This is a genomic window from Nostoc sp., assembly GCF_036917195.1.
GTDB lineage: Bacteria > Cyanobacteriota > Cyanobacteriia > Cyanobacteriales > Nostocaceae > Nostoc.
Genome location: NZ_JBALDG010000085.1, coordinates 1 through 14,000, shown reverse-complemented (window position 1 = coordinate 14,000; position 14,000 = coordinate 1). Strand labels below are relative to the sequence as shown.

The window sequence follows — 14,000 nt, the reverse complement described above, 5'->3', positions numbered from 1 at the left end:
TAACTAATGAGTCAAACAGAGAGTACTATTTCGTCTGAAACCAAAGCTAGCCCTTGGTGGCAGCGTATCCCTCTCACATTGCAAATTCTCATTGCCCTAGTAGTGGCAGTCAGCGTCGGAATTGCCCTTGGGGCGGGGAATCCCAATTCCAGCAATGCCACTTTAATCAATAATTTAGCAATTCCGGCGGAATTGGTGTTAAAGGCTCTCCGCGCCCTAGCTACGCCTCTGATTCTGGTAGCGGTGCTGCATACCTTAATGACTACGAATATCCCCGGTACAGCCGGACGGCGCCTGGCAGTGCTACTTTTAACTAACACTACCGTAGCTATTTTAGTGGGACTTTTGGTGGCGAATGTGCTGCATCCAGGAACTTGGGGCAATGTAACCACCTCAACAAGTACAGAAATAACTCCTCAGAGTCTTGACCCTTGGGGAATACTCAAAGATGCTGTACCGGAAGCTGTTCTCAAGCCGTTAGTTGATAATAACGTCATCCAACTGATTGTGATTGCCCTGAGTTTTGGCATCGTCCTGCGAGGATTAAAATCTGAACAAATCACTCAAGGCAAGAACGGATACCAGCCAATTGAGGATGTCATCGGGATTCTATTTGAAGCGGTAGTCCGTATCCTCAACTGGGTAATTGCCTTAGTGCCGTTCGCAGTCTTTGGGATTGTAGCTAAAACTATTGCTATGCAGGGCTTTGCACCGTTTAAATCTTTGGGTGCATTCATCGTGGCGGTGCTGTTAGCACTAGTATTACAGGCGTGCTACTACCTCACCAGAGTAAAATTTGGTTCTTGGGTACATCCGTTAAAATTCCTAGCTGGCGGTTCTGATGCCTTTTTGACAGCTTTCTCAACTTCTTCCTCTGCGGCAGCAATGCCCGTAACCTTTGAGGTTTTGCAAACAAAAGTCGGTTTAAGGGAATCTTCTGCTGCTTTGGGGGCATTAGTCGGGGCAAATTTCAATAATGATGGCACTGCTCTCTATGAAGCAATGTCTGCGTTATATATTTCCCAACTAATTGGACAACATCTGAGTCTGGGACAGCAGTTAATTGTCATCCTTACCTCGATTTTTGCATCCGTAGGTGCGGCAAATATTCCCAATGCTGGACTGGTAACGATGACACTAGTGTTCACTTCTGTAGGCTTACCTACCCAGTACATCGCTTTGCTAGTTACTGTAGACTGGTTTCTGGATCGCTGCCGCACCGCGATTAATGTCATGGGAGATATGACTGTCAGTACTTTACTTGACGGCAAAAAGCCTCGTTCTGTAGACGAGGCTTAGTTTACGGCTTTTTAAGCATCTAATGCTGTTGAGGCCCTTTGGCATCACATTCTTTAGTCCAGCAGCGTTCTAGAAGTCGAAGACGCCAGATGAATGCAAAGCGATGGGGATTCAATACTAATTTAGGATCGTGACTAAATAAAGGCTGGTTCAGATACTGCCAAAGGGGAAATTTAATTTTGGTGTGTTTTGGAGTCATAAGAACAACAAAATATTATAAAAGTTTAGTGGCACTAGTAGTTCGCCAATGGAACTTGGCTCTTTAAAGGGTAAGAGGAAAAGGGAAAAGGTTTTTAGCCCCTTTTCCTTTAACCTTTCCCCTTTCCCCAGCCTAAACCCAGCAATTTTGGTTTGGCAAACTACTAGTTGGCATTTTGTCTAGCAACTCCCTGAGACTATTTTTCTAGTTAAAGGCTACACTGCGTTTCTACAATTGTCTTGGTGGCAATTGCGGAATTTCAGCAAGTGAATTTATGTTATTTCCGCTTTAATACTGAAATTGCACGCACCATTTTTCTGATTCCACATCCGATGAAAAGTCATACCATTTCACAAAATTTATGCTACAGATAACCTTGCTAGGGGCGTACACTCGAAGCCGTCGTCGTTGATGTCCCCTGCATTACTGACAAAGCAGCCTAAGTACAGGTCAGCGTAAAAAAGGTGCCCAAATTAAGCTGTGATCGCATATCCCAGCCACTATCTCTTACTTGGTTAATATCTTGTACTATGATTTTTGAGACTGATAGTGTCATGAATAATAAAATACCATTAATCTCTTGGCTTACCTGCGGCATCTAGGGAGAAACGTTAATTATTATGACTTTACCTGTTAAAGAGATTATATTAGCACCAGCAGAAGGTAATCACTTAACCATAAGTAATACAGAGGTAATATTTAAAGCAGTTGGTGCTGATACTCATGGTCATTTAGGTTTATTTGAATACTTAATACAACCAGGAGGAACTACACCACAACTACACCTTCACCGTCAGATGGAGGAAATGTTTTATGTTCTGGAGGGAGAAGTCGAAATCCAAGCTGGAGAGCGGATTGTCCAAGGTCAACCAGGAGCATTTGTACTTGTTCCTCGCAATACGCCACACACATTTGCTAACCGTGGAACAAAACCTGCAAAGTTACTGATTATGTTCTCTCCAGGTGGGGAACGCGAAAAGTATTTTGAGGACTTGGCTTCCCTACTTCAGGATGGACAGAAACCAGACCGGGAAGCCTTGCTAAAGTTGATGCGTCGATTTGACCAAGAGCCAGTAGAAAATTTACAGTGACACGTTACAAAAAATATCTGACTCTATTTCCGACCTTTTTTGGCGGTGACTTGTACTAACAAGTCTCTACCATTGATAGCGATGATTTTGTAATCTCAAAGCTTATTGTGTATAATCTGAAACTTAAAAACCTCGAGCATCTGTCTAAAGATAGATAACCTCGGAGATAATTAAAATTTACTTGGGCGGACTCTACATATCGACAAAAAAACTGGGATGGGCATCTAGCCCATCCCACAATAAAAAAGAGAATTTTTGTGATAAAACGCCTTGGCTATATTCAAGCTAAGGCGGTTTCATTAGGTTAAATTTCTCATTATCTAATAATGAGTGCCTGTTTTACGATGGTTGATGGCAGTAACAGCATCGGGCTTGAGTAATTTACCTTCATCCACAGTTGCATAGACAACCCAATGATCGCCACATTCGAGACGTTGATTGACTGAGCATTCCAAATATGCTGATGCATCAGTGAGGATGGTACAACCGTTATCTGCAACTGCTGTACTAAAGTTGGAAAATCTATCTTCCCCAGGCGCAAAAGATTTACGGAAATGTTTCATGTAGTCTTGATGATTGCCTTCAGGTAGAATATTTAAGGCAAACTTACCACCTGGATACATCAAAGATTCGATCGCTCGGTCTTTGGCGATCGCAACAGTTAGTCCAGGTGGGTTGAAGGTGGCTTGAGAAACCCAAGCGCCTAACATTGCGGTAGACACTTCTCCAAGTTTCGCTGTAACCACGCAAACGGAACCAACGATCCGACCGACAGCCTGTTCCACTGGAGTAGCGGCTTGTTGTGGTACGCGTACCTTTTTAGCCTTTTTCAGTGCTTGGGCAAAGTCTGTGCCTAGTTCTTCACAGAACTTGAGAGTGACATCATCAGGTTTAAACTTGACCTTCAGGGTGTCAAAGCCAAAGCGATATCCAGCATCCCGAAGTTTACCTTCAATTAAGTCAAATGCTTCGCCACTCCAGCCATAGGAACCAAATACCCCAGCGAGTTTGCTATTGTCACCGCTCGATAGCACAATCCCTAAAGCAGTATGAATAGGAGTTGGCGCATGACCACCAATGGTAGGAGAACCGATAATAAAACCGTCTGACTGTGCTAGATTGATGCGAACTTCATCAGGGGTGGCAAATTCACAGTTAATCGATTTGACTGCGACTCCACCTTTAGTCAGTCCCAGAGCGATCGCCTGTGCTAAAGTCGCCGTATTCCCGTAAGCTGAAGCATAAAGTAGGGCAACAGAAATCTCGCGATCATTGTGAGCACGGCTCCACTCTCCATAAGCTTTGGTGAGTTCGATTAAGCCGGTGCGTACCAAAGGCCCGTGACCCACAGCATACATTCTCACCTGCAAATCTGATATTTTCTCCAAGGCTGATTGCACATGAGGAGCTTGGGGAGCCATCAGGCAGTTAAAGTAGTAACGCTGGTCTTCTTTGAGCGCTTCCCAGTTATCATCAAACACTTCATCACCACACAGATGAGTTGCAAATAACTTATCTGTGTAGAGAATTTGGGTTTGCTGGTCATAGGTACAAAGTTCTTCCGGCCAACGCGGACTAGGAGTGGGGAAGAATTTTAAAACATGACCCTTGCCCAAATCCAGAGTTTCTTTCCCCCGCATCACCAAGACTTTCAAATCGTGGTCTAGAAAAGCAGCACGCAAATTGTTCGCACCGGGAAGAGAACAGACAAAAGTTACCTGAGGCGCCAGTTGTAAAATTGCTTTCAGGGTTGCAACTCGATTGGGATTAAAATGACCCAGGATTATATAATCCAAACGTTGCAAATCTAAAGTCTGGCGCAATGCCTCTAAATAAATTTCGGTAAAGCTTTCTGGGGGTGGATCAATAAGTGCGGTTTTATCAGCTTCAATTAAATAGCAATTGGAAGTAGTACCTCTTTCAAGTGCGTATTCAATTTCAAACCGCAGACGTGACCAACTACGTGCTCTGATCGCCTTAGTATTTGTAGCAATTGGTAGAACTTGTACGTCGCGTGGCTTGGAATTGGTCATAGCTGTTGGGTAAAGTTGGGGAACAAGAGGGAATTGGGCACTTGTACTGAGCATCTCGACTTCTCTACGAGACGCTACGCGTAGCTTGCTTCCCCGTAGGGGTACGCTCGATGGAGCCGATGTCGTAAAGCCTGCGGCATAGCTACGCTTAGGGCGCAGTTTCTCGAAGAGTTGTATTGGGAATTGGGCATTGGGAATAAGGACAAATAACCTATACCCCATGCCCCATGCCCAATCTTTAGTAGTAATTACCTACTTTTCGATGGCGAACCGCTGTCAGTCCATCGTTTTTAGAGACACGACCTTCTTCGACAGTGCAGTATAAAATCCAGTGGTCGCTGCATTCCATGCTGGTCTGTATTTCACATTCCATGTACGCCAGAGCATCAGTTAGAATCGGAGAGCCGTTTTTCGCGGTTTGAGTTTTCACCCCAGCAAAGCGGTCAGCACCGGGATGCAAGCGCTTGAGAAAGTGCTTTTTCAATTCTTGATAATTGCCTTCTTCCAAAACGTTGAGGACGAAGCGATCGCCTACTTGCATTAAGGAATCGATGGCGCGGTCTTTAGCAACGGCAATTGTGAATCCTAAGGGTTGCAAACTCGCTTGCGTTACCCAGGATGCCAGCATTGCACTTGACACATTTTCTTTTTTCGTGGTGACTATATATAGTCCACTACTAATCCGACCCAGCGCCTTTTCCATGTCGACGTCGAGAGACTTGATTTGCTTGATGTTGCGATCGCGCACCAGCAATTGTCCCAAGTCTTTACCCGCTTCTTCACACAACTGGAATGTTGATGCGGTAGGAACCTCTCTAATCCGAATAGCTGGGAAGGCTTCTTTGATGCCAGAGTCGAGAAATTTTCTGCGGAGTGTATCAATGGGTTCATCATCCCCACCGTAACATTCAAACAGCCCAACCATTTGCTTGTTCTTGGCGACAGCTAGCAATGAACTGATACTAGCTTGGGCGGCGGCGCTTGTAGTCGGGGGCATACCAATAATGATGCTAGCTGCTCTCCCGGCTAGTTCCTGGATTTCTTGGCTCTGGGCAGTACTTAGATCCAGTACTTCTACCCCAACCCCAGTTTTCAGTATACCTTCGGCAATTGCATGACCAAGGCGCTCACTATATCCGTAATCTGAGACAAAAAACATGCCAACTGTTGTTTCTGCTTTAGCTTGTTTTTGGCTCCAATTTTCGTAACACCCGGTTAGAACATCTAGATGGTGGTGTAATAATGGCCCGTGACCGTTGGCGATAATATTAATCTTCCCTAGTTCACCCATCCGCTTCATGGCATTCACTAAAGAACGAGCGTTAGGGCCCATCAAGCAGTCGTAGTAAAATCTAAAGTCAGCTTCGATCGCTTCTAAATCTTCGTCGAAGGTGCGATCGTCACAAAAGTGCATCCCAAAAGCATCACAGGTGTAAAGGGTTTGGGTTTTTCGGTCAAAGCTAAAGATTGTATCCGGCCAGTGCAAGTTAGGCGCACTCACGAATTCGATTTCGTGTCCTTTGCCGATATCTATGCGATCACCAGTTTTCACAACCCGCTTACTAAATGGATCGTGTACTAAGCCTTCCAAAAACTGAAGCGCAACTTTTGAGGCTAAAACGGTAGCTCTAGGAGCTAATTGGAGGACATCTTCTACTAAGCCGCTATGGTCTGGCTCAGTGTGACTGACAATTATATAATCAATTGTTTTGGGGTTAACAAGACCTTTTAGAGTCTCTAAATATAGCTGACGAAACTTCTGGTGAGAAGTATCAATCAAAACTGTTTGTTCACCCCTAATTAGATATGAATTATAGGTTGTACCGTTTTGCAATCCGAATTCGATATCGAAGCGATCGCGATCCCAATCAAGAGAGCGAATCGCCGTTGTATTAGGGGCAATTTCTACAGTTTGTATAGTTAGGCGATGTTGAACGTTCTGTGCGATCGCTACCATTATTCGTCTCCGAGCGCAAATTAACAGGTTTTTCTTCTGCCCCCATTGTCTCTATTATTTTTTGTTTAAGTTGTAATAAATATCAATTTTTTTAAATTTTAACTTGTATCAATTATTGCTGTTTTTTGGCAAAAATTATTACTCCCAAAATCTACTAAATATTAATTTATTTCTGCTGATTCACTGAGTATTTAATTTTGCCAGCTTATCTGAATTTATCCTAATTCAAAAATATCATATTCATCATATTCTTTGACAAGAAAAACTTAAAAAAATCAAACCTAAAAAAATATCACACATCCAGGATTGTTATGCTAACCTTTCTTTTTAAGAATGACGGATGAGTGCTAAGGATATACCAGGATTTACAAAGAGACTCTGTAATTGTGGCGCAAAATATTGGGCGATTGTAAAATTGATGTCTTAAGAGAATAGATTTAGATGTCAAATAGAAAAAGTTAGTTTTTTAAAGTCCTCTCTTATAACTAAGTAGGAAAGGTAGGAAAAGTAGGAAAAGTAGGAAAAGTAAGACAAATTTTTTACACCTTTTCAATACGCATCAAATAAGCTGTTAACACTATTTTTCTCAATGGGTATAAATATATTTTTCTCCCAAGCAAGAATCTTGTTACGTAAAATATAAATTTTCTGTAAAGTCGAAAAAATAGATGTCTTTTTGGAGATAATGAATGCAAAGTTTCTGAGTCGATTTGAATAAAAAGAACTGAGCCTATATATCTTTTTCTGCTCATTCAAGTATAAAGTAGCGTAAAAATCATTTTTAAAGTTTCGATGAATGACCGTAACAATACGAAGAATTTAATAATTTTAATGATACAGTTTTTTATTATCGACCTTAGGCATTAATCAAGACAACGCCAACAAATTATTTTCATCATAGCCATAAGCTACAGCGTCTGGCTATCTAATCTATATACCCATACAAACTAAGGGCGTCGTTTTTTGTCTGCCTAACTTTTTACGAAAATTCATTACCGATGATAAATTACAAACTTTAATAATGTTCTCAAACTAATACTTCGCCTCTAACAGCCATAAGTCTAAACTTCGGTGTACTTAATACTTCTTGTTAAGTTTATAAATGTATTATTAAATACATGTCGGAGTAAATATAGAGGTGTGAATAGACATATACAATGCCAAAAATTGATTATGTGAAAGGTTATCGTTTATGGGATGCCGATTAAAAGTCTTTCTAACTGACGAAGAAAAGCTGACTTTAGAAGAGTTGAGAAAAGCCAAAGATGTTCCTCAACGTACCAAGGATCGTGCTCAAGTTTTACTGCTGAATACTCGCGGCTTAAAAAATGAGCAAATTGCTAAAGGCTTGAACTGGGCGATTTCAACAGTACGTCAAACCCTTCATCGCTGGGAAAAGATGGGTTTAGCAGGTCTGTGGGATGCTCCTGGTCGAGGGGGAAAACCTCGATATTCGGAATCAGACTTGGTTTATCTAGAAAATTGTTTAGCTCAAGAGCCACAGACTTATAACTCTAAACAACTGGCAAAAAAACTGGCATCTGAGCGTCAAGTAAGCTTGAGTGCAGACCGATTACGACGGGTACTTAAAAAAAGGGGAAAGAGGTTTGGAAGCGCACGCAAACAAGCCCAGGAACAGAATAATTAGCAGGGCTATTTCATTTTCATCTAGCCCGCCTCAGAATGAATTCACCAGTCTAATAGCGAAAGTAGTCTTTAGACCCATACGCTTAGGTTAAGGATATTTGTAGGTTGCGTTGAACGTAGATGCCGGAGGCGGCTTAAGGCAGAGTAGTGAAACCCAACAAACCATGAAAAATGTTGGGTTTCGTTCCTCAAACGCCACTTGCTTTAAGTCGGGAAACCGTAAGGGCGCAGTAGCTCCCCAACCTACGCAGGTTAGGTGTTTTGGCTTTAACCCAAGCGTATTGGTCTAAAGACGACTGAGAAGAGGTTATAGTCCGTTAAAACGGACTTTAGTTCTGGGCGGTTGATGTCTAGAACGAAATAGTCCTGGAATAATTAGCTGAATAAAAATAACTGATAAAACAAAATCCACCTAAACATTAAAGTGTTTGGTGGACTTGTTATTTATTCTTAGTGGATCCGAGCAGAGTCGAACTGCTGTCCAAATTGGGTATTGACCCCCCGCTCATTCACAGGTTTAGCCTTTCTGACCCTCAAGGCGGGAATCGTTCATTATCCCGAACGTAGGATGCTCTGATTTAATCTTAGCCAGCAAGCCAACCAGAGAACGCTTGCTAAAGCATCCGTTGGGGTTTGGTCTTCAGTCCTTAACGGAGTCAAACTAAAGACGCTCGAACCTATAAGAGGTGTTTAGGCTGCTACTAGAGCAGGCTTACGAGCAAAGTTAACGATGTTATTCGCATTTACTTTTTGTTTGAGCCTTTAATTTCCGAGAGGAGACTCACTCTCGACCTGAATCACAGAGCAGCGTTCGCCAACCTGTCGAAACCGTGACGGACCCATGCGCTTCATATTTCAATTATAATACGCAGTTTTAAAAATGTGTTATTAGGCAAAGACTTTTTAGTTCACGCCAGTACTGCTGAGAAACACAGGGTGTCATTATATGAATTTGGCTCTAGACCATCAGTATAGTTAGCGGATACGGTAATGTCTTTGTAGCCGTTTTCCCGTAAACACATAATAAATTCGTCGCGTCCAAACCAATGTAGGGAAAGATTTTGTAACTCTGTAGCAACAAGTTTGCCCTCTTTCCACTTCTCGTAGCGAATCACAGTCGTATTCAGTTGATTTAGCCAGTCTATCCAAGATGTGGATTGTAAAAGGATTGTTGATCCGTCAGGGCACTTGATTGACGAGCGCTGCTTAACAATATTTTCTGTTTTAAAATCTTCGATAGGCAACTCTAAATCAATAAAGATTTGCCCTTGTGGTTCCAGATGTCGAGCAAAAGCTTGCAATGTAGCCACAGCAGCAGTTCGCTTTTCTAGCAGCATGAACGAGCCAAAGGAAACTGCAATTGCACTAAATTTACCAGGAATGTCAAGATTTTCTACACAACCTTGATGCACAACAGGATTTAAATTCCTGTCAGCACAGTGTTTGCTAGAAGCAGCAAGCATATTTGGTGAACTATTAATACCCTCAACATTGATACCAGCTTCTAGCAGTGGAATAAGTAGTCGTCCCGTCCCCACCATCGCCTCCAAAATTCTGCCACCAATTGATGAAAGATGTTTGATGTAGTATGGAATATCTGGGTAATCTTGACCAATGGGCTTAGTTATTTCATAAACCTCAGTACATAAGGGCCCATATACCGTCAATGTCATCTAGTTAAAAGTCCCAAACACTAAAAATAGCCAATTGCTAATCTTAAAATAATTAGCAATTGACTATATATTACAACGCACTACAAATAAATAATTAGCTATACCCTAAGTTAGTGCTTCAGCACCACCAACAACTTCAAGGAGTTCTTGGGTAATTGCAGCTTGTCGGGCTTTGTTGTAAGACAGGGTGAGGGTGTTAATCAGTTCACCCGCATTTTCACTGGCATTACTCATGGCTGTCATCCGCGCTGCTAGTTCACTAGCCGCTGATTCTTGCAGCGCCCGCAATAGCTGGTTACTCAGATACAGGGGCAACAGAGAATCGAGAATCTGCACTGGATCTTGCTCAAAAATCATGTCAGGAGCCAACGCGCGGACTTGGTTAGTCACTTTCTCCCGTTCTACTTCAAATTTACCGCCACGGGTTGTCAAGCGGAAGATTTCGTCATCGGCTGCTTCTAAGCCTTGAGTATCAAGCGGAAGTAGGGTTTGCACCACGGGACGGGAGCTAACCAAGGAAAGGAATCTGGTATAAATTAATTCGATGCGGTCTACTTTTTCCGATAGAAATAAGGAAAGTAGTTGATCGGCAATCTGATTGGCTTCTGCAGCGGTGGGGATTTGCTCTAAGCCACCGTAAGTAGCATCAATGGGCTGATTGCGGCGTTGAAAGTACTGTGTAGCTTTGCGTCCGACGAGCACAAATTGATAGTCTAAACCTTCTGCCTTGATTTCTTTGGCGCGGTTTTCTGCACGACGGATAACGTTATTATTGTAGCCGCCGCATAGACCGCGATCGCCTGAAATTACCAACAGCCCAACTGACTTAACTTCCCGTTTTTTCAGCAGTGGTAGGTTTGCTTCTTCAAATCGTAGACGGCTTTGCAAACCATACAATACTTGTGCCAAGCGATCGGCAAAGGGGCGAGTCGCTAGCACTTGTTCTTGCGCCCGACGTACTCTAGCCGCAGCTACCAGGCGCATGGCTTCTGTGATTTTTTTGGTGTTTTTGACCGACTGAATGCGATCGCGTATTGCTTTTAGATTGGCCATAATTCGATTTTAGATTTTAGATTTTAGATTTTAGATTTGGGGTTTCGGATTTTAGATTTAATCCGAAATCCAAAATCCAAAATCCAAAATTGCTATGCTGTAGCTTTGAAGGTCTTCTTGTATTCGGTGAGTGCTTCCTTCAAGGCAACTTCTTCTGCATCACCTAGTGCTTTAGAGCCTTGTACTCCTTGCACATACTGCGGTTTACCAGTCTTTAAGTATTCACGCAGACCTTGGGTAAAACTGGTGACTTTATCTACAGGTACATCATCTAGGTAACCGTTGATACCAGCATACAAAATTGCTACTTGCTCGTATACTGATAGTGGCGAATTTTGTGGCTGCTTGAGGAGTTCGCGCAACCGTTGACCCCGTGCCAACTGGTCTTGAGTAGCTTTATCTAAGTCGGAAGCAAATTGAGCGAACGCTTGCAGGTCGTCAAATTGCGCCAGTTCCAATTTAATTTTACCGGCAACTTTTTTCATTGCCTTGGTTTGCGCCGCCGAACCTACGCGGGATACGGAAATACCAGGGTTCACAGCGGGACGGATACCAGCGTTAAACAGGTCAGAAGACAGGAATATCTGACCATCGGTAATGGAAATTACGTTTGTGGGAATGTATGCTGAAACGTCACCAGCTTGAGTTTCGATGATTGGTAGGGCGGTCATACTGCCTTTACCTAATTCGTCACTTAGCTTTGCTGCTCTTTCTAATAAGCGGGAGTGGATGTAGAATACATCTCCAGGGTAAGCTTCGCGTCCGGGTGGACGACGCAACAACAGGGACATTTGGCGATAAGCTTGAGCTTGCTTGGAGAGGTCATCGTAAATAACTAGGGTAGCTTTACCCTTGTACATGAAGTACTCAGCGATGGTTGCGCCTGTGTAGGGAGCTAAGTATTGCAGGGTTGCTGGTTCACTGGCGCTAGCGGCGACGACGACGGTGTAATCCATTGCGCCTTTTTCTTGCAATGTCTGCACCACGTTAGCAACTGTGGAAGCCTTTTGACCGATCGCAACGTAGACACAAATTACATCTTCTTCTTTTTGGTTGATGATTGTGTCGATCGCGATCGCAGTTTTGCCCGTTTGCCGGTCACCAATAATCAATTCGCGCTGACCGCGACCGATGGGAATCATTGAGTCAATAGCTGTGATCCCCGTTTGCATGGGTTCGTGTACAGACCGACGAGCAATGATACCGGGTGCTGGAGATTCAATCAAACGGCTTTCTGAGGATTTGATGTCTCCCTTACCATCAATGGGACGACCCAAGGCGTCTACAACTCGTCCAATTAAGGCTTCTCCTACAGGCACCTGGGCAATTCTACCAGTCGCAGTTACAGAGCTACCTTCTTGAATTTCTATCCCTTCACCCATAAGCACCGCACCCACATTGTCTTCTTCCAAGTTCTGGGCGATGCCAACTGTACCGTCTTCAAATTCTAAGAGTTCCCCAGCCATAGCCTTTTCGAGACCATAGATCCGGGCAATACCGTCACCAACTTGTAGAACAGTACCAACGTTAGCAACTTTGACCTCTTGATCGTATTGCTCGATTTGTTGTTGGATTATGCTGCTAATTTCGTCAGGTCTAATTGATATGCTCATGTGTCTATCTTTTTTGCTTTCGAGACGGAAAAATTCAATAGTTGGAAGTGATGAGTTAAAAAAGCAAAGGTTAAAAGTTAAAAGTCAAAATAAATTACTGTTTACTTAACTCCTAACCGGAGCCTAACTCCTAACCCCTGTACAGACGCGATTAATCGCGTCTCTACTCCTAACTTTCTAGCTATTAGTTAAGCGCAATGAAAGGCGGCGCAATTGACCCCGAATACTGGCATCAATTACCTGCGAACCTACTTTAATGATTACACCACCAATTAACTCACTGTCTACCTTGGTTTCTATTTCTACCTGGCGAGCATTAGTTATAGCAATCACCTTTTCTGTAATTGCCTGCTGTTGAGCTTCTGTGAGGGGAACGGCTGAAATCACTTCCGCTAATACGGTTTGATTCAGCTGCCGCAACAGCGCCAGATACTGTTCAAAAATCGATTCCAAGAATGCAATGCGGCGTTTGTCTACTAAGATTAGCAAAAAATTGCGTAAGTAGGGGTTAGCGCCTTCACCGAATATTTGTTTGATCAGAGATTTTTTGTTCTCAGACTGAATAAACGGGTTGCTGAAGAAGTTTTGTAGCTGTTTGTCTGCCCTGAGCAAACCCAGGAAAGTCCGCGCATCTTCCCCGAACTCTTCTGTCAAATTTTTCGATTGCGCTATTGACAAAAGTGCCTGTGCGTAGGGCTGGGCTACTTCAGTTGTTGCTACTTTGCTTGTCATACATTGCCTCCCAGTTGTGCGATGCTGCGGTCAATTAAACCTTGTTGAGCATCGTCGGCAATCCCGCCTTTGAGTTGCGATTCGACTTTTTGCAATGCTAGAGTAGCTACCCGTTGCCGCAGTTGAGCGATCGCTCGCTCGGTTTCAGTGTTTAAATCTGCTGCTGCTGTTTGTTTCAAGCGTTCTACGTCTTGCACTGCCTTCGCCAACAAGTCTTCTTTCGCCTTTTGGGCGTTTTCTGTGGCAGATTGGCGGATGCGTTGTGCCTCTGCCTGAGATTGCTTCAACTGTTCCTGCGCTTGGGAAAGGGCAGTTGAAGCCTGTTTTAAGCGCCCTTCTGCTTCCTGAATTGCGGTGGCAATATTGGATTGTCGCTCGTTCAGGATATTGCTTAAAACTTTACGTCCGAAGTAGAATAGTATGCCAACTAGAATCGCTAGATTGATCAGATTGGTTTCAAAAATGTCTACGTTTAGACCGAAACCACCTTCTGCTGCGCCTTCTGCCAATTCAGAGTGAACAGCGTTCGCTTCTGCGGCAAGTAATAACAATGTCCCCATGATACCCATTTACAAGTGCGCTGCTCGCTTGCTAATACGTTGTATTTTCCCGTAGGGAAATTAAGTATCTTTTCCCCGTAGGGAAATTAAGTATCTTTTCCCCGTAGGGAAATTAAGTATCTTTTCCCCGTAGGGAAATTAAG

Annotated in this window: 11 protein-coding genes and 1 other RNA gene; 3 read left to right on the top strand and 9 right to left on the bottom strand. The window is 43.3% G+C overall.

Going from position 1 to position 14,000, the window contains the following annotated elements; all coding sequences use genetic code 11:
- Window positions 1–6 precede the first annotated feature (6 nt).
- Window positions 7–1,299: a dicarboxylate/amino acid:cation symporter gene (locus V7K40_RS29685; protein ID WP_334966158.1), complete on the top strand. Its 1,293-nt coding sequence runs from the start codon at window positions 7–9 to the stop codon at window positions 1,297–1,299.
- Between the two features lie 19 nt (window positions 1,300–1,318).
- On the opposite strand, the gene V7K40_RS29680 is transcribed toward V7K40_RS29685, so the two are convergent.
- Window positions 1,319–1,498, bottom strand: coding sequence for a hypothetical protein (locus tag V7K40_RS29680; protein ID WP_273762300.1), 180 nt, complete (start codon window positions 1,496–1,498; stop codon window positions 1,319–1,321).
- A 620-nt stretch (window positions 1,499–2,118) separates the two neighbouring features.
- On the opposite strand from V7K40_RS29680, the gene V7K40_RS29675 reads away from it, so the two are divergent.
- Window positions 2,119–2,589 carry a cupin domain-containing protein gene (locus V7K40_RS29675; protein ID WP_334966156.1) on the top strand — a complete coding sequence of 157 codons (471 nt, stop codon included), beginning with the start codon at window positions 2,119–2,121 and terminating at the stop codon, window positions 2,587–2,589.
- A gap of 320 nt (window positions 2,590–2,909) precedes the next feature.
- Here the strand turns inward: V7K40_RS29675 and V7K40_RS29670 are convergent, their stop codons facing one another.
- Window positions 2,910–4,622, bottom strand: a complete 1,713-nt coding sequence (locus V7K40_RS29670) for a diflavin flavoprotein (RefSeq protein ID WP_334966183.1) — start codon at window positions 4,620–4,622, stop codon at window positions 2,910–2,912.
- Between the two features lie 238 nt (window positions 4,623–4,860).
- Window positions 4,861–6,579, bottom strand: coding sequence for a diflavin flavoprotein (locus V7K40_RS29665; protein ID WP_334966154.1), 1,719 nt, complete (start codon window positions 6,577–6,579; stop codon window positions 4,861–4,863).
- Between the two features lie 1,192 nt (window positions 6,580–7,771).
- On the opposite strand from V7K40_RS29665, the gene V7K40_RS29660 reads away from it, so the two are divergent.
- Entirely contained in the window at window positions 7,772–8,227 is a 456-nt protein-coding gene (locus V7K40_RS29660; RefSeq protein ID WP_334966152.1) for a helix-turn-helix domain-containing protein, read from the top strand.
- A gap of 450 nt (window positions 8,228–8,677) precedes the next feature.
- On the opposite strand, the gene ssrA is transcribed toward V7K40_RS29660, so the two are convergent.
- From ssrA to V7K40_RS29630, 6 genes are all read right to left on the bottom strand, one after another.
- Window positions 8,678–9,067, bottom strand: a transfer-messenger RNA (tmRNA) gene (ssrA, locus tag V7K40_RS29655).
- Between the two features lie 67 nt (window positions 9,068–9,134).
- Window positions 9,135–9,899, bottom strand: coding sequence for a class I SAM-dependent methyltransferase (locus V7K40_RS29650; RefSeq protein WP_334966150.1), 765 nt, complete (start codon window positions 9,897–9,899; stop codon window positions 9,135–9,137).
- Window positions 9,900–10,004: 105 nt separating this feature from the next.
- On the bottom strand, window positions 10,005–10,952 hold the full coding sequence (locus tag V7K40_RS29645; protein WP_334966148.1) for a F0F1 ATP synthase subunit gamma: 948 nt from the start codon (window positions 10,950–10,952) through the stop codon (window positions 10,005–10,007).
- A 92-nt stretch (window positions 10,953–11,044) separates the two neighbouring features.
- Window positions 11,045–12,565: a F0F1 ATP synthase subunit alpha gene (gene atpA / locus V7K40_RS29640; protein ID WP_334966146.1), complete on the bottom strand. Its 1,521-nt coding sequence runs from the start codon at window positions 12,563–12,565 to the stop codon at window positions 11,045–11,047.
- Between the two features lie 177 nt (window positions 12,566–12,742).
- Window positions 12,743–13,297: an ATP synthase F1 subunit delta gene (gene atpH, locus V7K40_RS29635; RefSeq protein WP_334966144.1), complete on the bottom strand. Its 555-nt coding sequence runs from the start codon at window positions 13,295–13,297 to the stop codon at window positions 12,743–12,745.
- Complete coding sequence (locus V7K40_RS29630; protein ID WP_334966142.1) at window positions 13,294–13,866, bottom strand: F0F1 ATP synthase subunit B; 573 nt, start codon at window positions 13,864–13,866, stop codon at window positions 13,294–13,296. Before V7K40_RS29630 ends, atpH begins: the two co-directional genes overlap by 4 nt.
- Window positions 13,867–14,000: the final 134 nt, after the last annotated feature.